Here is a 23821-nt window from a genome sequence, read left to right as displayed (position 1 = left end):
ATGAACATGGCAAGTACAATGACTCCATATTTCGGAATCGTCGTTTCATTAGTCGCATACGGAATCGGAACATTATTATTTAAGCATTCAAAAGGATTCTTCTTATTCACACCATTATTCGTAGCGATGGTATTAGGGATTGTCTTTCTAAAAGTAGGTAAATTTACTTTTGAAGAATATAATACTGGCGGAAAAATGATTAGCTTCTTCTTAGAACCAGCAACAATCGCCTTTGCTATTCCATTATATAAACAAGTGGATAAGTTGAAAAAATATTGGTGGCAAATTTTATCGGCTATCGTGGTTGGATCTATTTGCTCAGTAATTGTCGTGTTCATTGTTGCAAAAGCAATTGGTCTAGATACAGCGGTAATGAATTCAATGTTACCACAAGCAGCAACAACAGCAATCGCGTTACCGATCTCTGAAAGTATTGGTGGTATACCAGCAATTACATCGTTTGCAGTTATTTTTAACGCGGTTATTGTATACGCATTAGGAGCATTATTCTTAAAAACATTTAGAGTAAAACATCCAATTGCAAAAGGTTTAGCACTTGGAACAGCAGGTCACGCATTAGGAGTGGCAGTAGGAATTGAAATGGGTGAAGTAGAGGCAGCTATGGCAAGTATTGCTGTAACAGTAGTGGGAGTTGTAACTGTAGTTGTCATACCGATGTTTATGCCATTCATTGGCTAGTAAAACTTACTTAAAAAATGAGAAAAGCAAGCTATTTGTAGGACAGATTTCTACTGATAGCTTGCTTTTTATGTTACAGTAGTGGTAAGACCTATCTTAACAAAATGTAAGTTTCCTTAAATCTTCATTAATACTGTGTAGAATACGTTTTGAATTAGGTCATTGTATTGTAAAATAAGAAGTAAGCTACTATAGGATCTGCTAAGGGAGACATATAATAAGCTTATAAAAATCTTCATATGAATGAATAATTAAAAGTAGAAAAGAGAGAAAAATCTACTTATTAACGTTTTACTTTATAGGACAGGAGAGAGTACTCGTCGATTATGCAAATAAAAAACCTGTTTCAAAGCAAAGGATTTCAGAGGTTTCTCGTATTAGTAATACTTGCTCTCGTGTTATACGGGCTGCAAAGTATGTTGAATTTAATTTTAATTACGTTTATTCTCACATATTTAATGGATCGATTCCAAAAGTTTATTTCTCGCAAATTAGATCATTTCATGCCCATTAACCGAAAAATTATTATAGCGTTTCTATATGTAATGTTAATTGGTGGAATTGCCATTACGCTATTTAAATATTTACCAGTATTAACGATACAAATTTCACAATTAATTTATCAATTTAACGTATTTTTAAGAAACCCACCAGATAGTGAATTAATTAAATATGCAGTTAATGCTGTCAATCATATGGAACTTTCGAAATATGTAGGACAAGGCGTTGACATTTTGTATAAATCGATTACGAATGTTGGGAAATTTGGCCTTCAAGTGTTACTTTCTTTAATTTTGAGTTTATTTTTCTTATTGGAGAAAGCTCGGATCGTTGCTTTTACTGCAAAATTTAAAGAAAGCCGACTTGCAATTTTCTATACTGAAATTGAGTACTTCGGTAAGAAATTTGCACGTTCATTTGGAAAAGTAATCGAAGCACAATTTTTAATTGCAGTTGTTAACTGTGTTTTATCCGTTATTGCACTATGGATATTAGGATTCCCGCAATTATTAGGTTTAGCGTTAATGATCTTCTTACTCGGTTTAATTCCAGTAGCTGGGGTTATCATTTCGTTATTCCCGCTTTGTATGATTGCTTACAATATTGGCGGTATTATGTACGTTGTTTATATTTTAATTATCGTAACAGTAATTCATGCGCTTGAAAGTTACGTGTTAAATCCGAAGTTCATGTCGCAAAAAACAAACTTACCGATTTTCTATACATTTATGGTATTAATCTTCTCAGAACACTTCTTAGGTGTATGGGGGTTAATTATCGGTATTCCAATCTTCATTTTCTTATTAGATGTCTTAGATGTGACAAGTGATGAAATGGAGCATGAAGCCAGAAAAAATAAGGTGAAGTAAAGAAAAAGCATCGATGTTCGATGCTTTTTCTTTTATAACATGATGTTTTTTATGCCATACTGTAAGCAGAAGATAAAATAGGGGTGAAATAATGGCTGTAAATGAAAAGGTAGAGTTAGCTACATTTGCTGGAGGGTGCTTCTGGTGTATGGTTTCGCCATTTGAAGAGATGGAAGGAATTATAAAGGTTGTTTCTGGTTATACAGGTGGTCATAAAGAGAGTCCAACATATAAAGAAGTATGTTCAGAAACGACGGGACATTATGAGGCAGTACAAATTACATTTGATGCAAATAAAATGCCGTATGAGGAGTTATTAAATATATATTGGAGACAAATTGATCCGACTGATATAGGTGGGCAATTCCACGACCGCGGACAGTCTTACGAAACAGTGATTTTTTATCATAATGAAGAACAACATAAAAAAGCAAATGCTTCAAAAGAAGAGCTTGCAAAGAGTGGACGCTTTTCAAAACCAATTGCGACAAAAATATTACCAGCAGCTACGTTTTATCCAGCTGAAGACTATCACCAAGGATATCATAAGAAAAATACATTCCGCTATGAGTTATACCGTAAAGGGTCAGGGCGAGATGCGTTTATTAAACAACATTGGCAAAAAGATAATGCTCATTTAAAAGAAAAACTAAATGAGATGCAATTTTATGTAACACAGGAAAATGGAACTGAGCCACCCTTTCAAAATGAATATTGGAATCATAAAGAAGAAGGACTTTATGTAGATATCGTCTCAGGTGAACCATTATTTACTTCTTTAGATAAATTTGATAGCGGGTGTGGATGGCCTAGCTTTACGAAGCCAGTTATGTCAGCAAGTGTGAAAGAAAAAATGGATGTCAGTCATAATATGACGCGTACGGAAGTGAGAAGTAAAGAGGGAGATTCACATCTAGGCCATGTATTCCCGGATGGCCCAGGACCAAATGGTCTTCGTTACTGTATTAATTCCGCAGCCCTTCGATTTATCCGAAAAGAGGAATTAGAGAAAGAAGGATATGGTGATTTTTTAGTCGTATTTGGGAATAAAAAATAACCTCGCAATTAGCGAGGTTATTTTTTTATTTTACTTTTTTCTTTTTGAACTTGCTTAATACTTCATAAACGATTGGAACAATAAGAAGTGTTAATAGCGTTGAACTTGTTAATCCACCAATTACTGTTACACCAAGTCCTTTAGAAATTAAGCCGCTACCTTCAAATCCTAATGCAAGCGGGATAAGAGCCCCAATTGTTGCAATTGCAGTCATTAAAATAGGACGAAGGCGTGTTGCACCGGCTTCCAATAAGGCTTCACGTGTTGATAGCCCTTCATTTTCCTTATGAATAACGCGGTCGATAAGTACGATAGCGTTTGTTACAACGATACCGATTAACATAAGTGCACCAATCATTGCAGAGACACTTAACGTTTCACCAGAGATTAATAAGGCAACAAGAGCTCCGATAATTGTGAATGGTAGCGAGAATAAAATTGCGAATGGTGCAAGGGCACCGCCAAATGTAACGACAAGAACGAAGTATACAATGGCAATTGCAGCTAACATCGCTAAGCCAAGTTGCTTGAATGATTCTTCAATATCTTTTGTCACGCCGCCCATAGAAACATCTACGCCAGAAGGAAGATCCATTTTATCTACTTCTTTTTGAACCGCGGCAGATGCTTTTGAAACGTCATCAGATGTTAGTTTTGCACTTACTTCCGCATAAACACGGCCATCGCGGTGTTTCACTGTATTCGAAGTTTCCCCTTCTTTTACAGTCATAACATCTTTCACAGCCACTTCAGTACCAAGTGGCGTTGTAATTTTACGATTTGTTAAGTCATCGATTGTTTCATAATTTTGTTTTTCAGCTTCGACATATACATTGATATCTTTACCGTCTTTTTTAATTGTTGTCAGAACAGGTCGATCATGTTGATTAGAAAGTCCCATTCCGATTTGTGCAGCCGTTAGACCCATTTTACTTAGTTTTTCCTGATCTGCGACTAAAGTATACTCTGCATACGTTTTTGCAATACTAGAGTCTATATCCTTTAAGTCTTTATTTTTCTTCATGATATTTTGAATATCTTTTACAATAGGTTTAATGTCTTCCGAGCTATCTCCGTAAACGTATAGTTTAATTTCATTACTACCGCCACTCGCTCCGAAGTCTTGGTTTTTCCATTCGCCTTTTCCAGACATCTTCTGTAAATCTTTAACGACTTGCTCTTTTTCTTTTTCGAAGTTTTTCGTGTCGTTATCATATTGCACGAAGAACATTGCTTGATTTGATTGACCAGGACTCATTGGGTTTTCGCCACCTAATGAGAATTGAATTGTTTTGACGTCTTTATTATCTTGGAAGTGCTTCTCAGCTTTCGTTGCAATTTTTTCAACGTCTTCTAACGTTTGACCTGGTTCAGGGTTGTACGTTGTAATGATCATTTTTTCTTCTTCAGATGGTAAGAAACTTACGCCGATAATTGGAACAAGTGCAAGACTACCAACTAATAGAAGGACAGCGATACTTGATGTAATGATTTTATGATTTAAAGCCCATGCAAGTATGCGTTTATACCAGTTTGCTAATTTACTTGGTTTTTCTTCATGATGTACTTCTTTTTCCCTCATGCTCTCTTTTTTAAATAAAGAGTGAGCTAACATCGGCACGATTGTAACAGCTACTAGTAATGATGCTAATAAAGCGAAGACGATAGTTAAGGCAAATGGTAAGAACATTTCACCAATCATACCTTTTACTAGTCCAAGCGGTAAGAATACAGCAATTGTTACAATGGTAGAAGACATAATTGGGATAAACATTTCCTTCGTAGCTTCACGAATTAAATCTTTTCCGCGCAGTTTCTCTTCTGATAACGACATTCGTCGGTAAATATTTTCAATAACAACAATGGAGTCATCAACAACGCGTCCAATAGCGACTGTCATTGCTCCAAGTGTCATAATGTTAAGCGTAATATCCATTTGCTTTATGACTAATACAGCAATTAATAAAGAAAGTGGTATGGAAACGACAGAGATTAATGTTGTTCGGATATTTCGTAGGAACAGCATAATAATAACAATCGCAAAGATAGCGCCAAAAATGGCTTTGCTCAGCATTGTTTCTACTGATTTCTCAATTGGTGCACCTTGGTCGAATGTTGAAATAATCTCTAAGTCTTTATATTTTTTCTCAAGGTCTTTTACTTTATCTTTCACTGCATTTACAACATCAACAGTATTCGCGTCAGCAGCTTTTACAATTTGAATTCCAATTGCTTCTTTTCCATTTGTTCGAGAAATAGATTCTGCTTTTCCGACTTCTTTAATGTCAGCAATTTCGTCTAATGTAACTGTTGGAATCCCGTTCATAGCCGCTGGATTCATTTGCGGTGTTTGTGTACCGGATCCAGCATTTTGACTACCTTGACCGCTCGGTGATGAAGGTATAGCCGGGATTTTTAACTCTTTTAATGCTTTCATTGTTGTAATATTTCCATCTACAACAACTGATTTTTCCGTGTCTTTAAATGTATATAAGCCAAGTGGTAAAGATACGTCCGATCCTTTAATTACATTTTTTACAGTATCTTCACTTAAACCTAATTCTTTCATCTTATCTTTCTTGAAGACAAGTTGTACTTCATCTACTTGTTGACCTGAAATTTGAACAGATGCAACACCATCAAGTCCTTTTAATCCTGGAACAACATTTTTTTCTACATTTTCAGTTAAGGTAGCTAAAGATTCATTTTTACTTGCTACGCTTAATGAAATAACAGGAAAGGCATTGAAGTTTACACGTGAAACTTTCGGGTCTTTTACACCTTCTGGAAATTTCACATTTGCGAGAGCTTCTTTAATTTCTGTTTCAGCCTTTTCCATATTTTTATCAAAATCATATTCTACCTGAATAGAAGATGCGTTTTGAAAAGATGATGAACTAACAACGTTTACACCACTTAAATTTTGCAGTTGCTCTTCCATCGGTTTTGAAACTTTGTCAGCTACTTCTTCTGGTGTAGCACCAGGATAAACCGTGGTTACCGTTACAATCGGTGTTGTAATATCAGGAATTGTTTCCAGCTTCATGTTCAGCCCAGAATAAATACCTGCAATGGTAACAATAATGGTTAGTAGCCAAACTGCGAACTTATTTTTTAACGAGAAATTAATGAATTTGTTCATGTTTGCGCTCCCTTTTGTATTGTATTGACCAACTGGTCAGTCTAATACATAATATAACTGACTGATTGGTCAGTCGTCAATGAAAAGGGATGGTATAATAAATTCATAATAAGATGCGAGATTAAATTTAGGAGAGACATGATATGAAAGAAAAAGAGCGTTTAATTATAGAGATGGCTATGAAGTTATTTGCGACTAAGGGTGTAAATGCGACATCAGTACAGGAAATTGTTACAGCTTGTGGCATATCTAAGGGAGCTTTCTATTTATACTTTAAATCGAAAGAGGAGCTTTTATTAGCAACACTTCGATATTACTATGACAAGATTCAAAATAAAATGATGGATATTGAAAAAGAATCATTATTACCGCGTGAAAAATTTGCAAAACAATTGCATTGCCAGTTTAACGATATAAAAAAGCATAAAGAATTTATTATTATGCATGCGAGGGAAAATGCTATACCTTTTAATAAAGAAGTAGAAGAGTTTATGATGAGAATGAAGTTAGAGTCTCACGCATTTTATCGGAATAGTTTGTTGTTTATTTATGGTGAAAAGGTTATGCCTTATTTATTAGATTTAGTCATTATGGTAGAAGGCATATGCCGTGGATATTTAGAGTTAATTATTTTACAAGCGTCAGAAATTGAATTATCTTATGTTTCTGCTTTTATTTTGAAAAGAGTAGATGATTTAGTAGATGGATTGGTAGGATCTTCGGAAGAACCTGTGTTACATGAAGAAAAGCTTGGAGAATTTCTTTGCAAATCAGAGCTTATTAAGGAGCAGGTTAAGGAACACTTTTTAAAAGAAATTATCATTTTTAAACGTACATTAGCTGATCAATTAGAAGATGAGGAATTGCTTGTGACATTAGATGTTTTGGAGGCAGAAATGAGGTTGCAAAATCCAAGAATCCCGGTCATTCAAGGGATGTTATCTAATTTAGAGATATATCCAAATTTAAAAGAATTTCGTTTGAGGCTTATGGGGTATTACAATATAAAAAGGTAACAATGAGAGTTTTCATTGTTACCTTTTTATTATGCATTCACTTTTTCTTTTGTTTGTGTAGTCTCTTCTTGCTCAATATTGATTGTTTCTTTTACGATATAAATCGGACGGTTTTTACTCTCGTCATAAATACGAGCAATATATTGGCCAACGATTCCAAGACCAAGTAACTGAATACCGCTAAAGAATGTAATAGCAACCATAATAGATGCCCAACCTGTTTGCGTACCAGTACCAATAATTTTTACAGTAATTGTATATAGTAAGACGATTATTGAAATAAGAACTGATAATAAACCTAAAGTCATAACGATACGTAATGGTTTTGTTGAAAATGCAATAATGCCATCTGATGCAAATTTAATCATTTTCTTTAATGGATATTTTGTTTCACCAGCAAAGCGCTCATCGCGTTCATATTCAACATACGTTTGACGGAAGCCAACCCAAGACATCATACCGCGGATGAAGCGATTTCGTTCAGTCATTTGATTGAAAACATCAGCTACTTTGCGATCGATGATTCGGAAATCACCAGTATCTTTTGGGATATCGATATCAGACATGTAGTTTAAGAATTTATAGAAATATTTAGCTGTTAAAAGTTTAAACCAAGTCTCACCTTTACGTTGTTTACGTTTCGCATAAACAACTTCATATCCTTCTTCCCATTTTGCAATAAGTTCAGGAATAACTTCAGGTGGATCTTGTAAGTCTGCATCGATAATTACAATAGCGTCACCTTTTGCAGCAGCAATACCAGCTGTAACAGCTATTTGGTGTCCAAAGTTACGTGCGAAATTAACGATTTTTGTACGGTAATCATTTGCTGCAATCTCAGATAAGATTTCCATTGTACGGTCTGTGCTACCGTCGTTTACAAAGACAAACTCGTAATTAATATCATTTTGAAGCATAACGGACTTTAAACGGTTATAACATTCCTGTGCTACTTCTTCCTCGAAGTACATAGGAACTACAACCGAAATTAATTTTTGCATGTTGTATCCTCCGTATTTTTAATAAGTTGTTCAAGTTTAATTAGTAGCCTTTTCAGTTTGGTTGAATGTCCAAATTTTATTAAGGACAAAGTTTATAACCATTCCGACACCAATTGCGAAGATCTGTGCAATTAATGCATTAAAAGTAAGTTTATCTACCAATATAAATAAACATAATGTATTAAAAGCCAATACAATTAAATTTACAGTTAGAAATTTAAAGAACATTGACGTGCTTTTATTATTAGGTTTAAACACCCAATTTTTATTCCAATAATAGCTATTGGCAACACCAATTAAATAGGCAATGGTATTCGCAATCAGGTAGTTCATCCCGAATTTTAATAATATCCAAAAGCTAATAATTGTAATGAGTGTATTAAAGATCCCTACTAAACCAAACTTTAAGAGTTTCTCCATAATAGTATCCTCAACTTTATAAAATGTATAAATAAAACAGGAATGTAAAAAGGTTATTCGTACATAACAACTATCAATTATATCATAGTTTATGCTAAGATGTTATATGTTTTGGGTAGATATCATTTTAGAATATAAAATAAATCTGTTCATAATAAAATGATTATTTTAAATTGGTATACTAGGAAATATAAAAGCAAACATAGAAATCATGATAATATTAATGTATAGTAGCTGGTAGTGTGATTTTTTTAGGAAATATAATGTTTTCCCATATAAATATGTTAAGGAGTGAGTTTTTTTGGAACGTTTTTCTGGATTGTTTTCAACCTTTTCTACACGTGCCATATACGGCATTTATAGCTTTTTCGTTGCAATATTAATTTTTGATTATTTTTCAGATACTCAAAAATATAATTATGTAATGATATTAGTTGGAGTTTTATTATTATGTACAATTGGAAACTTTATACTTAGCAGTGGATCGCTATACCTTGAAAGAGTAAATGAAAAAATATGTTTTTTTGTACTGCTAATTATTTGTGTAGCAGTGAAAACAGCGTGGATTCTTACATACAAGATTGATCCGATTGGTGATTATGAAGCGTTTTTTAATACGGCAAAAGCATTAGGTGACAACTTTGTTATTCATGATAGATATGTTGCATTATTTCCACATATTTTTGGGTATGCTTCATTCTTAAGTATCTTCCTAAAAATATTTGGGGCAAACTTTATGATTCCACCAATTATTAATGTTGTTTTAACTACAATATCGATGGGATTAATATATTTTATAGCTAGAAGAATTGGTGGAGTGAGAACAGCGATAACAGCAAGTGTTTTATGGATTCTCTTGCCATCACAAACGATGTATAACATGTTTGCACTTTCAGAACCGTTGTATTGTACAATACTGTTATTAGCCTGGGCAATTATGATAATTGTTTATGATAAAATTGCAAATATAACGATTGCAAAGGTTCTTATGTATTCAATTCTAGTAGCTGCATTACTTGTATTAATAAATATGGCAAGGCCAATTGCAGCAGTGCCAATTATAGCCCTAGCAATATGGATGTTTATTATAGATACAAAGCATATTGGGAATAAAAAGCTACTTATTAACAAGGTGGCATATGTAGGGGTTATCATTATTGGATACTTAATGATGTCTTCGGCGGTAAATCATTATGTAACATTACGTTTAGGTGAAGAGATAGCAACAGTGCCGGGATACAATATTCATGTAGGATTTAATAAGGGAGCTTCAGGAACATGGAATCCAGGGGATTCAGCATTACTATATCATTATAGTGGTCAACCAGGATGGAGTGCTCAGGACGTTCAAAAGCAAATGCTTGAAGAAGCGAAAAAGAGAATAAAAAACGATGATATAGATTTCGGGAAACTAATGTATGATAAATTTATTATCTTTTTAGGGAACGATGATCAAGCTGTTAAATATGCAGATCCAATTATGGATCATAAAGTACGATATACTATAATTTCTAATGTTTTCTATTACTTTTTACTAGCTACTTCACTGTTCGGGGCGTTAGTAGCTATAAAAAATAAAAATAAATCTTCACTTCTCATTATTTGTTTATACACGATTGGGCTAACAATGGCACAAATGATAGTAGAAGTAGCACCGAGATATCATTATTCGGCTACAATACCTATGATCTTTTTAGCTGCTTTTGGCATTAATCATATTTACAATAAAAAAGAATATAAATAAAAAGGCATGAGCTCGGTATTGCATCGAGCTCATGCCTTTTTTATTTGGCCTTATCTTATATTTTTGTAGTCTTTCTTTTAGACATGAGACGATAAACTACATATAGTCCAGAACTTTGAATGATTGTAAAGCTAGGGATGATAAAGTATCGGTATCTTGTTTGATATTCGATTAAGAAGTGAATCGTTATATATCCAATTATTAATAATAAAAATAGTGTGTAATGTGTGTTGTTTTGCTTGGTTAGTATGAGATAAAAAGTTGCTAACGTACCAAATAACATAGTTGTAATATATATATATTTATCGTATGTCTTAAGGTCGTCTTGTAAGGTAACCATATCATTCTCTGTGTTACTTAGTGTTGCCAGACTCCATACTGGGGCGGAATCATAATCTGCCCACATAATCGTGAATTTATCACTAAATAAAGATAAAACCTTTTGTGGATCAGCTAGTCGCTCTTGAATCAATTTCTTCTCAACGGCTTCTCGTTCTTTTCCAAGCTTAAAGGACATAACATATTCTACATCTGCTGAAGAATATCCACCTCTTGTTTCGTGATTAAGTCCTACGGTGAATTTCCAGAGAGGATCCCTGTTAGATAGCGGATATTGGGTAATTCCGGCAGATATAAATGAAGAACTTATAATGTAATGAACAAGGTAAAAAATGATGAAAATCCCAGATAATTTTTTTATAGAAGTTAAAATATCCTGTTTTGATTTTCCTAATATACCTTGTAAAAAGACATAAAGAGCTACTGCAATCAAAACTAAAGCGCCAAGTGGACGCATAATATCTCCTAAAGCTAGGGAGATCCCTATAAAAATCCACATATATTTATGGGTTAGGCCTTTTGTAATTAATAAATAAAACCCAAGATAAAATAGGAATGTGGCAATATGTTGATTCGTTAGTAATGAGCTCATTACAATGCTTGGAATATATAATGCATATAGTAATCCAGCCATTCTTCCAGACCATTCATTAAAAACATATGAAGTTATTTTGTAAATTAGCAAGGTTGTTCCTGTGCAATACATTATATTTAAAAGTTTTAGAAGGAAAGGCCCTTCACCGAATAAATTAATAATGAGGGCTTGGTACATTGTAAATCCAAGTTGATAAACCCATGAAGTATAATAGTCATCTTGTGCAAAACTAAAATCGCCTTTAGTAGCTTGAATAGCACTATTGTACATCACTGAAAAATCTGATTCGATAGGAGTTGGAACGTAGAGAACCCAAATTAATCGAACAGAAAAAGCTAAAACAATAAGTGAAACGGTAAATGTAAATGTAGACATATACTTATTAGAAATATAGCCAATAAGCAAAAATAGAAGGCCTATTAGAATAATAATCGGGATGATAATAAAGGAATGTGTGTCAGTTTTTTCTTGAATTACGACTATTGATTGCCACGTTATAGCAGCAGAAATAATTAGACATAGTACTAATAAGCACTTTACAAAAAATATATTAAGCTTTAGGGGGAATGTACGTTGCATTACTAAAAACTCCTTATCAAACTGTATGGTTATTTTAAATCGAAATCCCTTTACACGCTAAATAGTAGTGTAAAGGGATTTTTTTTAGGGGATTAAGAATTTTCTTGGGCCCATTTCTCTACATCCCAAGTTTTTGTTATCCACTCTTCATAAAAGTCTGGTTCGTGGCATACAAGAAGAATTGTTCCTTTGTATGCTTTCATCGCTTTTTTCAACTCTTCTTTTGCTGTAACATCAAGGTGGTTTGTTGGCTCATCAAAGAGTAGCCAGTTACTTTCTTCACCCATTAGTTTACATAAACGAACTTTTGCTTGTTCGCCACCGCTTAATTGATTCAGTGGACGAGAGATGTGTTCGTTTTTTAAACCGCATTTCGCTAACATTGCACGTACTTGATGCTGGTCTAAGCTAGGGAATGTATTCCAAACATCATCAATCGGTGTTATATTATCAGCTTTTACTTCTTGCTCGAAGTATGATGGGTTTAAGAAGTCACCAAGACTTGTTTTTCCGCTTAATGGTTTAATCTTACCTAAAATCGTTTTTAACAGTGTTGACTTACCGACACCATTACATCCAACAATTGCAATTTTTTCACCACGTTCAATTGTCATCGTTAATTTTGGTAATAACGGATGTGTATATCCAATCTCTACATTTTCTCCTTCGAAGACGAATCGACTACTCGCACGACTTTCTTTAAACGAGAATTCAGGTTTAATAGCTGTTTCAGGACGATCGATACGTTCCATACGATCAAGTTGTTTTTGACGACTCTTTGCACGGCCAGTCGTTGAGTAACGAGCTTTATTTTTCGCAATAAAATCTTCCTGCTTTTTAATAAACTCTCGTTGCTTTTCATAAGCGTTTATATGTTGGTTCTTATTCATCTCCGCTAGTTCTAAGAATTTTTCATATGTCGCTGTATAACGCGTCATTTTTGTAAATTCGAGATGGAAAATAATATCAACACATTTATTCATAAACTCCGTATCATGGGAAATTAATAGGAATGCGTGTGGATATTCTTTTAAATAAGTTGTTAACCAATGAATATGTTCAACGTCTAAATAGTTGGTCGGCTCATCTAATAGTAATACTTCTGGTTGCTCAAGTAGTAACTTTGCAAGTAATACTTTTGTACGTTGTCCACCACTTAATGCAGCAACATCACGATCTAGACCGATTGCGTCAATTCCAAGTCCACGTGCTGCTTCTTCAATTTTAATATCTAATAAATAGAAACCGCCGGCTTCAAGAGCATCTTGAATTTCTGCCATTTGTTCAAGAAGTTCTTCTAATTCTTCTGGTGTAGCAGTTCCCATTTTTTCTGCAACTTCATTTAATGCTTTTTCTTTTTCAAATAAAGGTAAAAATGCATCTGCTAATACATCACGAATTGTGCGACCGGGTGTTAAAATTGTATGTTGGTCTAAGTAACCGTAATTTGTGCCAGGTGTCCATTCAACACGACCTTCATCATGGATAAGCTGACCAGTAATTATATTCATAAATGTTGATTTCCCAACACCGTTTGCTCCAACTAATCCAACGTGCTCTCCTGCGAGTAAGCGCATGGATACATCTTTAAATAATGTGCGATCACCAAATGTATGACCTAATTTTTCAACAGTTAATAAGCTCATAATGTCCTCCGTTCATTTCTAAATAGTGTCTTGAATCATGATACTAAATTCTTGGATATAATGCTATCATTTCAAAAATATATAATATAATTGACCAGTGAGGGATGCGATTATAAAAGAATGATGGGTTACTTTGCAAGAAATAAGAGATGCAAGAGAAATAAAAAAACAAGGTGTAACCATTTAATAAAAGTGGTTACACCTTGTTTTTTATTTTAAATATCCACGAACAATTCCGCGTAAGCGATTTGCGTGGAATTTGCGCTTATCATTAGAAATATTTTGTGTCATACGGAATGTTGCCGCAGCGACAGCACGTAAGAAATAAGGGAATCCATAGTGTAGGCGAATAACCCTACCAAAACCACCAGCATAAGAAATGGCACGTTTTAATGATTGTTCATTAATAATTTCCTCTTTTACAGGATGGTATACGAACAGATCTTTTCTAAATAAACCAGTATAATTTTGTTTCATACCACGTAGTACAAAGTCAGTTTCTTCACCAGCTCCATAAATCGTGCCAGAACCAACACCTAAATCTTCATCAAATGTACCTACATCTTGTACAAATTGCTTTGTGAAGAATAGTGTGAAAGAAGGTCCCATGAATCCATACTTATTATTTAAAATAATGTCTGTATTCGGTGCGTGTATTAAAGAACCTGTTCCTTCAACATTTGTAGTGTTTGTTGAGATGAAATGAACATCTTTATTAGAGTTGAAAGTTTCTAATATACTCTCTAAAACATTTGTTTCATAAATACAATCATCATCTGGAAAAGCGATGACATCGCCATCCGCTACTTTTAATCCTGCATTTCGCGCTCTCGATAGTCCTTTAATAGGTGTATAAATGTAATGAATAGAAAATTTTTCTTTATATTCATCAAATAAATCAGAGATTGGTGTATCATTTTGATCTACTACGATAAGTTCGAAGTTTTTGTAAGTTTGTTGTTCAAGTGATTTTAGTAAGTCAAGAATATCATCACGTCTGCCACAAGTAGCCATGATTAAAGAAAATTTCAAGTTTAACAGCTCCTTTTAGAGATTGCGTTTAAGCTTTTTTGAATCGTGCCAGTATCTTTTCAAGTAGTGAAAATAGAATTTCATCCTTTGTTATAAAGAGGATAAGGGCATATGTTAATCCACATGTCATTATTACTAGGATAACTTGTAGTATTTGCCCAGATACGAGCATATCAATAACGAATGCTATTGGTACAAATGTTAGTGAATAAAATAGATATTTAAGTTTGTGTATATCGAATAACGTATAATTCACTTTTAGTTTCTTTTTCACATAAATATATTCAAATGTGATTAAGAAACAATTCGCAATTGTTGTTGTGAAAATTGCGGTTGTTGGTGTAAGCACATGTAAGTATATTAGTGCAATATTGGATGTTAAGTTGATAAATCCGCAAATAAATAAAAATCGCACTAAAATGCTTTCTTTCTTTTTCACATAGATAATTTGATTCGATAAAATGGACTCAATACCGACTGTAATCATATAAAAAGCAAAAACAATTAGTGTATTACCAGCCCCAGCGAATTCTTGTCCACCGTAAATAACAACAGCTCCATGAGCAATGAGCATTAAACCAATTGCAGCAGGAAATAGGGTAATGAAATATACTTTTGAAATTTTGTTTAATAATGATTCGTATTCCATTTCAGATGCGTTCCCTGATAAATAAGACAGTCTTGGAACGGTTACTTGTACAACACTTAACATAAGTGTATTAATAATCATCATAATTTGAAAAGCCATTACGTAATATGCAACTTCTATCTTTCCAACATATACCCCTAAAACAAGACGATCTAATTGAGTATATAAAATATTAGCATTTGAAAAAATCACGACTAATAGTAACGGTTTTAAATGAGGAATAATAGTTAAGTCCGAAAAATCAAATTTAACTTGGCGTTTCACATATACAAAGCTAATAGAGTGGTTTAAAAATGTTGATAATACTAATAAACCAGCAAATGTTTTGTAATCGTCGGCCCCATGAATGAAAGAGAAAAGAAGCACAACATAGATTAATCGAACGATAACTGTTTTTTTAGTGATGAAGTCATAATTTTCATATGCTTCATTGAACCATTCCACATAAAACATGTTAGAAATAAAATTGAAACCGAAAATAAGAAGAACAGGAAATAGACTTTCATGTCCATACCCAATGTAACTAAAGAGCACAAAGGCTGATAAAGCCAAAATACTAGTTGTGAAATTAATTACATAGAGACTTGTAAATAACTTAGAAACTTTCTTTTTATCGTTTTTAATTAAGCTAATTTCACGTAAACCATATTGATATACACCAAATACGGCGAACACGAAGAAGTAATTGAAAAAAGTTTCAGCAACGTTAACGGTTCCAATTGAATTTGCTCCTAATGTTCGATATGCGTAAGGACCAACTAAAATTGGCAGTATAATATTAAACGTGTTGAGTAGTATTTTATAAAAAATATTTGAAGCAATTGATTTCTGCATAATTTCACCTTTCCATTAAAATAATCCAGTTTCATTAAAACACTTGCTATGTCATAGTAAGTGTTTTTACTAGAGTTAATTCTCTCAATATAATGGAAGTGTAAGGTGTTTTCTACACTGTTTACAAATCCTTAAATTGTTTTGTTAACTACCCGTATAAGTGTACCCTACATAAACTTTGTAAAGCAACTGTTGATGGGATCGAACCGTATTATAAAGTGAAACTTTTATCAGTGGGGGATGTACATTCCCGATTGATTATCAGTCCTCATCAATCGGGCGTTTACGGGAAACAAGGCTCCCGCCTAACGTCTTTGCTCCAGACGAATTTTGACGCGGGAGTTTTACAGCCCGTAAATAGCAGGATAAATGAGATTTTATTAATTAGAAGAAGTTAATAGTGAACGGATATGTATAAAAATATTACATAATATGTATGAAAAGGGGTAATGGTTGTATGAAGGTGTGAAATTGTTTATAAAAAATGAGCGAATATGTGATAGCTATTCGCTCAAAAGATGTTTTAATGGTGAAGGTCTATATACTCCAAGGTTTACTTAAAGTTAGAACTTCAGCCATTTCCTTGCTTTTTATACGCCCCTTTTTTCTACTTTCTGCACGCTCAGAACCAGTTGTGTGTAGCCAATGTTCTTCTTCCGTTTCAGGTAGTACTTGTGGAACAGATGAAGGTTTTCCATCTTTTAATGCAACGAATGTAATGAAACATGTTGCAGCTATTCTACGTTCGCCTGCTAATAAATTCTCTGCAATTACTTTTACGAACACTTCCATTGAAGATTTTCCTGTATAACATACGAATGCTTCGTAACAAACGGAATCTGCTTGGTGAATTGGAGTTAAAAAATCAACAGAATCGATAGATGCCGTTACGCAATGTTTACGGCTATGTCTTGCAGCTGCAATTGAAGCGATACTATCAATTTCCGCTAATAATTTTCCTCCGAAAAGTGTTTGATGATTATTTAAATCATTCGGAAAAACACGTGTTGTTTTAATTGCTTTGGATTCTCGCATGAATTTCTTTTCCATATGGTCAGCCCCTATTTTCTGTTTTCAATCAGAATGACATGTATTGTAAGTGGAGTACAAAAAATTAAAAATCGATAGATATTTAATGAAGTAAAGAATTCCAGAAGAGGGTTAGTAAAACTTCTGTATTTGTATTCATGTAACTGAAAGAAAATTTATTACTATATAAAGTGTAGTGTAAAAGAGGATTCGCTTACATTGCAAGTGAAAAAATTAGGACCCTGTATTTGTCATAGAAATTCCCTATCAGCTGTGTACCTATTCATGATAGAATCGTTTTGTTATGAATGGAAATAGAGGTGCAATGGACATATGAATCATATACAAACAAATTTTTCGTCTTTTTTTAGTAAAATAATGATTGGTGCGATGCTCGCATTTTTTGTTTATAGTTGTTGGTCAGCGTTTGAAACCAGTAAACAATTTTTTGGGGACAGTACGACAAGTGTATCAATCGTATTAGTTATTTTTGTTATTCTCATGCTGTTAGTGGCATCGATTTTACAGTATCGTTTTACAGATAAACAATTTCTTGTTTTTCTTATAAGTACATCTATAATTGTGAGACTTAGTATGGTTCTATTTGTAGACGTTCCGATAATTGGTGATATGAAAGCTATGTTTGAGTCTGCAGAGCAGATTGCAATTGGTAATAACGTAGAGAACATAGCGCAGTTACCTTTTATTATTTATGAATCAATTATTATTCGTGTATTTGGTGATACAGTATTCGTATTGCAGTTATTCAATATTTTATTTTGCACAGGGACTGCATTTTTCATTTATCGTATTGCAGCAATGGTTTTCGGAGAAGAATGCGGCCGTATTGCGTCTGTATTTTACGCTTTATATATTCCGAATATATTTATGAGTTCCTTATTAACATCAGAATCGCTCGCAATATTTTTATTTTATTTGGCTTGCTACATACTTTTATATAAAGGTTTAGATCATCCTTATATGTGGGTACTTTCAGCAATTTTATTTGCATGCAGTAATATGATTTTCCCAATGGGATTATTTCTTCCTATTTTTATTGCTGTATATGTGTTGTTAATTGAGCTCTTTCAATCAGCAATGAAGCAAAAAGTATTATTAAAGATGATAGGGATACTTATTCTATTTTATAGTGCTCATTTTGGTGTGAGTTATGGAATTCAGACAATGGGAATGTCACAATATACAATTTCAAATGAGACGTATGTTCAATCTGTTTTAATTGGAAAAGGTAAAAATGAGGAAAAAGTAACAAAGAATCAAAACGTAACAGAGCATATTGATCAAAAGCTAAAAGAGATTGAAGAAGAAAGATTTAAACTTTTAAAGCCAGTAATTAATCAATTCTCAGGTGAGGGAATACATTCTATTCTATTTAAATGTGAAAAACTTATATACATAGCGGTAACATTATTTATGTCGATAGCTTTATTACACTTTCTTATTAAGAAACAACAAAATGAAGGATATATGTTGTTCGTTTTGTTAATTGGCGGATACGTATTGTTAAGGCTCTTCCAAGTAGATATGGCATATTACAATCTTATAGTGCCAGCTTTGTTTATTTTGCAAAGCTTTGGTGTTTATATGAGTTATGTGTATTGTCAAAAAATATTCTTCAGAAAATAAAAAGAATCCAGTTTGGATTCTTTTTTTATGGGTGGAAGATGAGGACTATGAGTCAGCGGAGATGAAGAACCTCTACTGACATAAGCTTCACCTTAGCGGTTCAGTTCTAGTTGTAAACTATCAGCTGTTAGAGCCATTTTTGAGGAATCGTCTTGAATTCCTTTCACTACTTGTGAAATGGTTTCTAACTCATTTTCAATTTTTTTATTCTGTTCTTTCGAGTTAGACATGTCTTTTACAATTTCTTGGAAGTATTGATCTGTCTCAGACATACCATCCGTTCCTTCAGATACGAGGGAGCTAATTTGTTTCACGGAAGAAGAGACACGAATAATTTGTTCATTTGTTTTTTCAACGAGCTTTGTAACGTTAAATATAGATTCTTTCGTTTGCTCTGATAACTTGCGAATTTCTCCAGCTACAACAGAAAAGCCTTTGCCAAATTCCCCAGCACGTGCAGATTCAATAGCCGCATTTAGTGCGAGCAAATTTGTTTGCTCTGCAATTGATTTTACAATATCTATAATCTCGTTAATTTTGTTAGAAATATCGAGAAGTTCATGAGTATCTGTAATAATCGTTTCCATGTTTGTTTGAATATATTCCATTCGTTTATTTTGCTGATTTAATTGTTCTTTCCCTTTATTCGCTTTTTCTTCTGATGTTGTAGCTAATGATGTACCTGTTTTGGCAATTTCTACAATCGTTTCAGATTTAGCGGTTAACTGTTGAATAGAAGCGCTCGTTTTTTCAGATACAGATGCTAGTTCTGTTGCAATATGCGTAATGGTCATAGCTGTTATTTCTTTTTCTTTTTCATGTTCTTTTTGTATTCTTTCATATTCAGATTCATAAGCCGCAATAACGAGTTCTTGTTCAAGAGTAAATAATTTGTTTATTACGTTTATAGAATAAGAAAAATCGTCAATTGTTGTAATTTTTGTTTGCAAAATCTTCATGATAGAGCGGAATAATTCTTGATAAGCGGCAGTATACCATTTTCTATGTAAACCAATTTGTACATGTCTTTTGGCAATTCTAACACGTTGTTCAATAAAATCTTCATGCATATCGCCGCTGAATAATTCTTTTATATGTGTTTTTAAAGTTTGCTTTAGTTTTGGAATAGAGCTATAACGTTCAATAATAGTAGTTAAATTAGGCTGCTTTGTAATATTGGCATAGAATTTTTCCGTAATCCAATCAATTTCTTCATAAATAAAGGGCTGTAGTACCTTTACGATTTGTAAATCTTCTTTTGAAATATGTAGCATATCCATTTGAATTTTCAGTTCAGAATTAGTAGGCACGTTAAAAGTGATTTTTTGATCCTTACTTAATTCAAGTATACTGGCGTTTGTTTTATTTGTATGTTTTTTTAAAACCCCAAGCATCGTTCTTCCCCCCTGTGTATAAAGCGTTTTCATTTTTAGTCCTAATATAATTATATATTTTTATATACAATTACTCTATATTAGTGTGTAGAATAGTATATAAATTAAGAGAATTCTATGTAGAATTCTCTTAATGGCCTTTATTAATTTTAGCATGTGTTTTAAAGAAAACTGGGAAATGTACATTATATATTACAGTGACAACACGAATAATGAATGTTACTAATAAACAAACATAGAAAGCTAATACGTGTGCCCCCATTGCATATGTGATTAGGAAACTAATTGCTCCTAAGATAGAAGCGATTGCGTAAATCTCTTTTCGGAATACGTAAGGGATATCTTGAGCGCAAATGTCACGCAAAATACCGCCTCCAATACCTGTAATGACTCCCATTGAAACAACTAAAAATGAGGCGTCAACATGATGTGACATTGCCGCATTTGCACCAATAGCTGTAAAAACACCTAAGCCAACAGCATCAGAAAGCATGATAACGACTTGCAGTTTATTGATACGCTCAAAAAACATACAAGTAAATAATGCTGATAATACACTTACGAAAAAGTAAATGGGTTTAACAAATGCGACAGGAGGCAGGTTACCGATCATAATATCACGAATAATACCGCCGCCGAGCGCAGTGGCTACAGCTAAACAAAGGACACCAAATAAATCTAAATCTTTTTTTAAACCAACTAATGTACCAGAAATAGCAGCGGCGATAATGCCAAGAAACGTAAATATGTCGATTAATAACATTGCTGTAATCCCTTCCTCCTAAAGATGTTCCAGAGAAAAAATATACACTAAAGTTATGTAAATAACAATGCATTTTCTTTACATGTAGAAAAAAAGAAAAAATGAGGAAAGAAAGCGCTTGAAAATGCAAATATGCTTTTTTCTATAAGGTAAGGTTGGGGAGAAATGTGAGGCGTTTAATTAAAAAATATATGTTATAATAAATATTTGAGATAAGAAAAAAATATTAACAGTATAGATTGAAATTAGGTAATAGTTATGGAGGTTCTAGATGTTAAGCGAAAATAGTAAAAGTAATAAATTTGAAAATTTTCTATTAATCTTTATTTTGTTGCAACCAATTTTAGATTTGCTCACGGCATTCTGTATAATGGTTTTAAAAATTGATACGACCATTGGAGTTATTACACGCTTATTCGTTATGTTCCTAAGCGGGATATATATTTTAATTCAAACGAAGAAACAAGGAAATATAAAATATATATTGTATATAATCTTAGTAGGAATAGTCTTCACCATCGGATTGGTAAATAACAAGCTTACAAAAGATCCTATGGTACTTTCAGAGGAAATTAAGTTTATAGCAAAAGCATTATATCCGTTTGTTATGCTTACTTGTTATGTGTTTGTATTTAAGTCTTTAAAAGAGAAAAGCCATTCAAATTCAAAAATGCGTGACTATATTACGTATGCATCGCTAATTATAGGAGTAGTCATGGTAGCTTCGATTACTACTGGAACAGATTATAATAGTTATGAATGGGTAAAGTTAGGATCACGCGGTTGGTTTTATGCAGGTAACGAGCTAGGATCTATTTTAGCCATCATGTGTCCAATTGTTATTTTGTATTCAATTGAAAGAACAAAAAGTATAGGTAAAGCGTACTATTGGATTCCTTCAATTTTAGTTGTTTATTCACTATTTGCAATTGGGACAAAGGTTGGCGTAGGAGCAATCTTTGGATCAATGGCTATCGCAGTTGTTATGTGCTTTATTCAGGCATTTACACAGCGTAAAGATAAAAAGAAACATGCCTATTTATTAAATGGTTTTCTTGCAATAACTGTATTTGTAGGCATATTGGCATATACACCTTTTTCACCGTTTATGAAAAATATGGGATTTCATTTCCAATTAATTGAACAAGAGCAGAGTGCGAAAAAGGAAGAGAAAAAGAAGGAGGAAGCTAAAGAGCACAAACCTCCTGTGACAGAGCAAGAAAAAGAGAAAGAAAAAGCAAAAGAAAAAGTAGCGGAGAAGAAAGAAGAAACGCAAGCTCTTATTTTTAGTGGGCGTCAATTATTTGAACAGATGTATAAAGATTTCTATAATGAAGCCCCAATGTCTCAAAAATTATTAGGAATGGGTTATGCTGGTAACTATAAAGAACAGCCGAAATTAATTGAACGTGACTTCCACGATTGGTTCTATTCTTTCGGAATCATAGGGTTCATTTTACTTGTAATTCCATTCTTATACTTTGGTATTAAATTTATTGCATGTATATTTACTAAATTTAAACAAATATTCACAGTGAAATATGCAATGATGATTGCAGCAATATTTCTCGGATTAGGTATCTCATTCATGGCTGGTCATATTTTAATTGCACCTGGAGTGAGTTTCTACTTAGTATTAATCATGGCATATTTAATAGTTGACTTGGAAATTGAATGATAGAAAAATAAAAGCTAGCATATGTTAGCTTTTATTTTGTTATAGTAAATAAAAAGAAAAAAAATGGGGGATGTAAGAAATGAAAGTGTTGCATATGAATGCTGGTGCAGAAGAAGGTGGGGGGAAAACGCATATTATTTCACTTTTATCTCAATTTTCAAAGGAAGAAGTGGAATTAATGGTATTTGAAGAAGGTGCGATTGCTAGAGAGGCGAGAAACCTTGGTATTCAAGTGCATGTTTTTACCCAATCATCTCGGTACGACCTATCAATTCTTTCAAAAATAAAAGCATTTATTAATGAAAATCAATTTGACATTGTGCATACACATGGCGCACGAGCAAATTTCTATCTCTCCCTCTTGAAAAAAGGTATAAAAGCGAAATGGATAATGACTGTCCACAGTGATCCAACTTTGGATTTTATGAAGAGGGGATTAAAAGGATGGGTATTTACAAAGTTAAATTTACGTTCTTTCAGGAAGGTAGATTTATTCTTTGCAATTACAGAGAATTTTAAGAGAAACATAATAAAACTAGGTGTACCAGAAGAGAAAATTTGTACGGTTTATAATGGAATTGAGTATGATAGTACTCCAGTAAAACCTTATGATAAGAGTGAATTTGGCATCGATGAAGGAGTATTTACAGCCATTCAAGTAGCACGTCTTCATCCTGTTAAAGGTCATGATATTTTATTTGAAGCGTTACAAAAAATTAAAATTCAAAATATAAAGGTGCTCTTGCTTGGTGATGGACCTATAGAAGCAGAATTAAAAGAGATGGTGAAACAAAAGGGCTTAGAGGATAAGGTGATGTTTCTAGGTTTTCGTACAGATTCCAAAGAATTATATGCATCTGCAAACATTAATTTGTTAACCTCTTATAGCGAAAGCTTTCCTCTTGTTTTATTAGAAGCGGCTAATCAGCGCTTAACATCTATTGCAACAAATGTAGGTGATATGAGAAAGTTAATAGTTGATGATACGTATGGATGGGTTGTACCAATTGGTGATGCAGACTCGTTAGCAAACGCGTTAGAAAATGCTTATGAAAAATGGTTGAATGGTGAATTAGAAGCGATGGGAAATCGTTTATATAATCATGCATCTACTCATTTCTCGCTAAAAAATTTGTATGAAGATACTTATAATGCATATAAAAAACTTTTACTGAAATAGAGAGGAT

The 23821-nt window shown here is 33.2% G+C and carries 18 protein-coding genes and 1 pseudogene; 8 read left to right on the top strand and 11 right to left on the bottom strand.

Annotation, left to right across the window (positions count from 1 at the left end; translation table 11 throughout):
* Positions 1–6 precede the first annotated feature (6 nt).
* The 3 genes from lrgB to msrB all read left to right on the top strand — a co-directional run bounded on the left by lrgB (position 7) and on the right by msrB (position 3126).
* Positions 7–699: an antiholin-like protein LrgB gene (gene lrgB / locus NHG49_RS27430; RefSeq protein ID WP_064476029.1), complete on the top strand. Its 693-nt coding sequence runs from the start codon at positions 7–9 to the stop codon at positions 697–699.
* 326 nt (positions 700–1025) lie between these two features.
* Positions 1026–2069 (top strand): AI-2E family transporter, encoded by a 1044-nt coding sequence (locus NHG49_RS27425; protein ID WP_001165997.1) that lies wholly within the window; start codon positions 1026–1028, stop codon positions 2067–2069.
* Positions 2070–2160: 91 nt separating this feature from the next.
* On the top strand, positions 2161–3126 hold the full coding sequence (msrB, locus tag NHG49_RS27420) for a peptide-methionine (R)-S-oxide reductase MsrB (RefSeq protein ID WP_046958602.1): 966 nt from the start codon (positions 2161–2163) through the stop codon (positions 3124–3126).
* Between the two features lie 25 nt (positions 3127–3151).
* On the opposite strand, the gene NHG49_RS27415 is transcribed toward msrB, so the two are convergent.
* The gene (locus NHG49_RS27415) at positions 3152–6268 is read right to left on the bottom strand and encodes an efflux RND transporter permease subunit (protein WP_258126793.1); all 3117 of its coding nucleotides are present in this window, start codon (positions 6266–6268) and stop codon (positions 3152–3154) included.
* Positions 6269–6411: 143 nt separating this feature from the next.
* On the opposite strand from NHG49_RS27415, the gene NHG49_RS27410 reads away from it, so the two are divergent.
* Complete coding sequence (locus NHG49_RS27410; RefSeq protein WP_149173802.1) at positions 6412–7284, top strand: TetR/AcrR family transcriptional regulator; 873 nt, start codon at positions 6412–6414, stop codon at positions 7282–7284.
* A 29-nt stretch (positions 7285–7313) separates the two neighbouring features.
* On the opposite strand, the gene NHG49_RS27405 is transcribed toward NHG49_RS27410, so the two are convergent.
* Both NHG49_RS27405 and NHG49_RS27400 read right to left on the bottom strand, forming a co-directional pair.
* Positions 7314–8285 carry a glycosyltransferase family 2 protein gene (locus NHG49_RS27405; protein ID WP_001170707.1) on the bottom strand — a complete coding sequence of 324 codons (972 nt, stop codon included), beginning with the start codon at positions 8283–8285 and terminating at the stop codon, positions 7314–7316.
* 36 nt (positions 8286–8321) lie between these two features.
* On the bottom strand, positions 8322–8705 hold the full coding sequence (locus NHG49_RS27400) for a GtrA family protein (RefSeq protein ID WP_000413281.1): 384 nt from the start codon (positions 8703–8705) through the stop codon (positions 8322–8324).
* A gap of 301 nt (positions 8706–9006) precedes the next feature.
* On the opposite strand from NHG49_RS27400, the gene NHG49_RS27395 reads away from it, so the two are divergent.
* Positions 9007–10449 carry a glycosyltransferase family 39 protein gene (locus NHG49_RS27395; protein ID WP_064476033.1) on the top strand — a complete coding sequence of 481 codons (1443 nt, stop codon included), beginning with the start codon at positions 9007–9009 and terminating at the stop codon, positions 10447–10449.
* Between the two features lie 55 nt (positions 10450–10504).
* Here the strand turns inward: NHG49_RS27395 and NHG49_RS27390 are convergent, their stop codons facing one another.
* The 5 genes from NHG49_RS27390 to NHG49_RS27370 form a co-directional block, all read right to left on the bottom strand.
* On the bottom strand, positions 10505–11962 hold the full coding sequence (locus tag NHG49_RS27390) for an ArnT family glycosyltransferase (protein WP_064476034.1): 1458 nt from the start codon (positions 11960–11962) through the stop codon (positions 10505–10507).
* A gap of 92 nt (positions 11963–12054) precedes the next feature.
* Positions 12055–13608 (bottom strand): ABC-F family ATP-binding cassette domain-containing protein, encoded by a 1554-nt coding sequence (locus NHG49_RS27385; RefSeq protein ID WP_064476035.1) that lies wholly within the window; start codon positions 13606–13608, stop codon positions 12055–12057.
* Between the two features lie 210 nt (positions 13609–13818).
* Positions 13819–14640 carry a glycosyltransferase family 2 protein gene (locus NHG49_RS27380; RefSeq protein WP_064476036.1) on the bottom strand — a complete coding sequence of 274 codons (822 nt, stop codon included), beginning with the start codon at positions 14638–14640 and terminating at the stop codon, positions 13819–13821.
* Positions 14641–14668: 28 nt separating this feature from the next.
* Complete coding sequence (locus tag NHG49_RS27375) at positions 14669–16123, bottom strand: oligosaccharide flippase family protein (RefSeq protein WP_088047710.1); 1455 nt, start codon at positions 16121–16123, stop codon at positions 14669–14671.
* 537 nt (positions 16124–16660) lie between these two features.
* A complete protein-coding gene (locus NHG49_RS27370) occupies positions 16661–17173 on the bottom strand; it encodes an acyl-CoA thioesterase (RefSeq protein WP_064476038.1) in 513 nt (170 codons plus the stop codon).
* Positions 17174–17485: 312 nt separating this feature from the next.
* Here NHG49_RS27370 and NHG49_RS27365 point away from each other — a divergent pair, with 312 nt between their 5' ends.
* Positions 17486–18799 (top strand): ArnT family glycosyltransferase, encoded by a 1314-nt coding sequence (locus NHG49_RS27365; RefSeq protein WP_149173799.1) that lies wholly within the window; start codon positions 17486–17488, stop codon positions 18797–18799.
* A 92-nt stretch (positions 18800–18891) separates the two neighbouring features.
* Here the strand turns inward: NHG49_RS27365 and NHG49_RS31755 are convergent, their stop codons facing one another.
* From NHG49_RS31755 to NHG49_RS27355, 3 genes and pseudogenes are all read right to left on the bottom strand, one after another.
* Positions 18892–19698, bottom strand: coding sequence for a methyl-accepting chemotaxis protein (locus tag NHG49_RS31755; protein ID WP_370458097.1), 807 nt, complete (start codon positions 19696–19698; stop codon positions 18892–18894).
* Positions 19696–20073 (bottom strand): annotated as a pseudogene (locus NHG49_RS31750) (protoglobin family protein); the annotation flags it as partial. The pseudogene NHG49_RS31750 and the gene NHG49_RS31755, both read right to left, overlap by 3 nt.
* A 250-nt stretch (positions 20074–20323) precedes the next feature.
* Complete coding sequence (locus NHG49_RS27355) at positions 20324–20956, bottom strand: trimeric intracellular cation channel family protein (RefSeq protein WP_000924376.1); 633 nt, start codon at positions 20954–20956, stop codon at positions 20324–20326.
* 271 nt (positions 20957–21227) lie between these two features.
* Here NHG49_RS27355 and NHG49_RS27350 point away from each other — a divergent pair, with 271 nt between their 5' ends.
* Together NHG49_RS27350 and NHG49_RS27345 are read left to right on the top strand one after the other, a co-directional pair.
* Positions 21228–22634: an O-antigen ligase family protein gene (locus tag NHG49_RS27350; protein WP_064476041.1), complete on the top strand. Its 1407-nt coding sequence runs from the start codon at positions 21228–21230 to the stop codon at positions 22632–22634.
* 79 nt (positions 22635–22713) lie between these two features.
* A complete protein-coding gene (locus tag NHG49_RS27345) occupies positions 22714–23814 on the top strand; it encodes a glycosyltransferase family 4 protein (RefSeq protein ID WP_064476042.1) in 1101 nt (366 codons plus the stop codon).
* The last annotated feature ends 7 nt before the right edge of the window (positions 23815–23821 follow it).

Source organism: Bacillus sp. IBL03825 (assembly GCF_024712505.1).
Taxonomy (GTDB): Bacteria; Bacillota; Bacilli; order Bacillales; family Bacillaceae_G; genus Bacillus_A; species Bacillus_A wiedmannii.
Note: the sequence above shows the minus strand (reverse complement) of the source record. Positions and strands in the feature narration are given on the sequence as shown.

Excerpts from the sequence above, each read along its gene's own strand:
- NHG49_RS27405 (WP_001170707.1), bottom strand. The coding sequence starts at position 8,285 with ATGCAAAAATTAATTTCGGTTGTAGTTCCTATGTACTTCGAGGAAGAA.
- NHG49_RS27375 (WP_088047710.1), bottom strand. The coding sequence starts at position 16,123 with ATGCAGAAATCAATTGCTTCAAATATTTTTTATAAAATACTACTCAAC.
- NHG49_RS27365 (WP_149173799.1), top strand. The coding sequence starts at position 17,486 with ATGAATCATATACAAACAAATTTTTCGTCTTTTTTTAGTAAAATAATG.
- NHG49_RS27410 (WP_149173802.1), top strand. The coding sequence starts at position 6,412 with ATGAAAGAAAAAGAGCGTTTAATTATAGAGATGGCTATGAAGTTATTT.
- NHG49_RS27425 (WP_001165997.1), top strand. The coding sequence starts at position 1,026 with ATGCAAATAAAAAACCTGTTTCAAAGCAAAGGATTTCAGAGGTTTCTC.
- NHG49_RS27370 (WP_064476038.1), bottom strand. The coding sequence starts at position 17,173 with ATGGAAAAGAAATTCATGCGAGAATCCAAAGCAATTAAAACAACACGT.
- NHG49_RS27350 (WP_064476041.1), top strand. The coding sequence starts at position 21,228 with ATGTTAAGCGAAAATAGTAAAAGTAATAAATTTGAAAATTTTCTATTA.
- NHG49_RS27415 (WP_258126793.1), bottom strand. The coding sequence starts at position 6,268 with ATGAACAAATTCATTAATTTCTCGTTAAAAAATAAGTTCGCAGTTTGG.
- NHG49_RS27400 (WP_000413281.1), bottom strand. The coding sequence starts at position 8,705 with ATGGAGAAACTCTTAAAGTTTGGTTTAGTAGGGATCTTTAATACACTC.
- msrB (WP_046958602.1), top strand. The coding sequence starts at position 2,161 with ATGGCTGTAAATGAAAAGGTAGAGTTAGCTACATTTGCTGGAGGGTGC.
- NHG49_RS27385 (WP_064476035.1), bottom strand. The coding sequence starts at position 13,608 with ATGAGCTTATTAACTGTTGAAAAATTAGGTCATACATTTGGTGATCGC.
- NHG49_RS27355 (WP_000924376.1), bottom strand. The coding sequence starts at position 20,956 with ATGTTATTAATCGACATATTTACGTTTCTTGGCATTATCGCCGCTGCT.
- NHG49_RS27390 (WP_064476034.1), bottom strand. The coding sequence starts at position 11,962 with ATGCAACGTACATTCCCCCTAAAGCTTAATATATTTTTTGTAAAGTGC.
- NHG49_RS27345 (WP_064476042.1), top strand. The coding sequence starts at position 22,714 with ATGAAAGTGTTGCATATGAATGCTGGTGCAGAAGAAGGTGGGGGGAAA.
- lrgB (WP_064476029.1), top strand. The coding sequence starts at position 7 with ATGGCAAGTACAATGACTCCATATTTCGGAATCGTCGTTTCATTAGTC.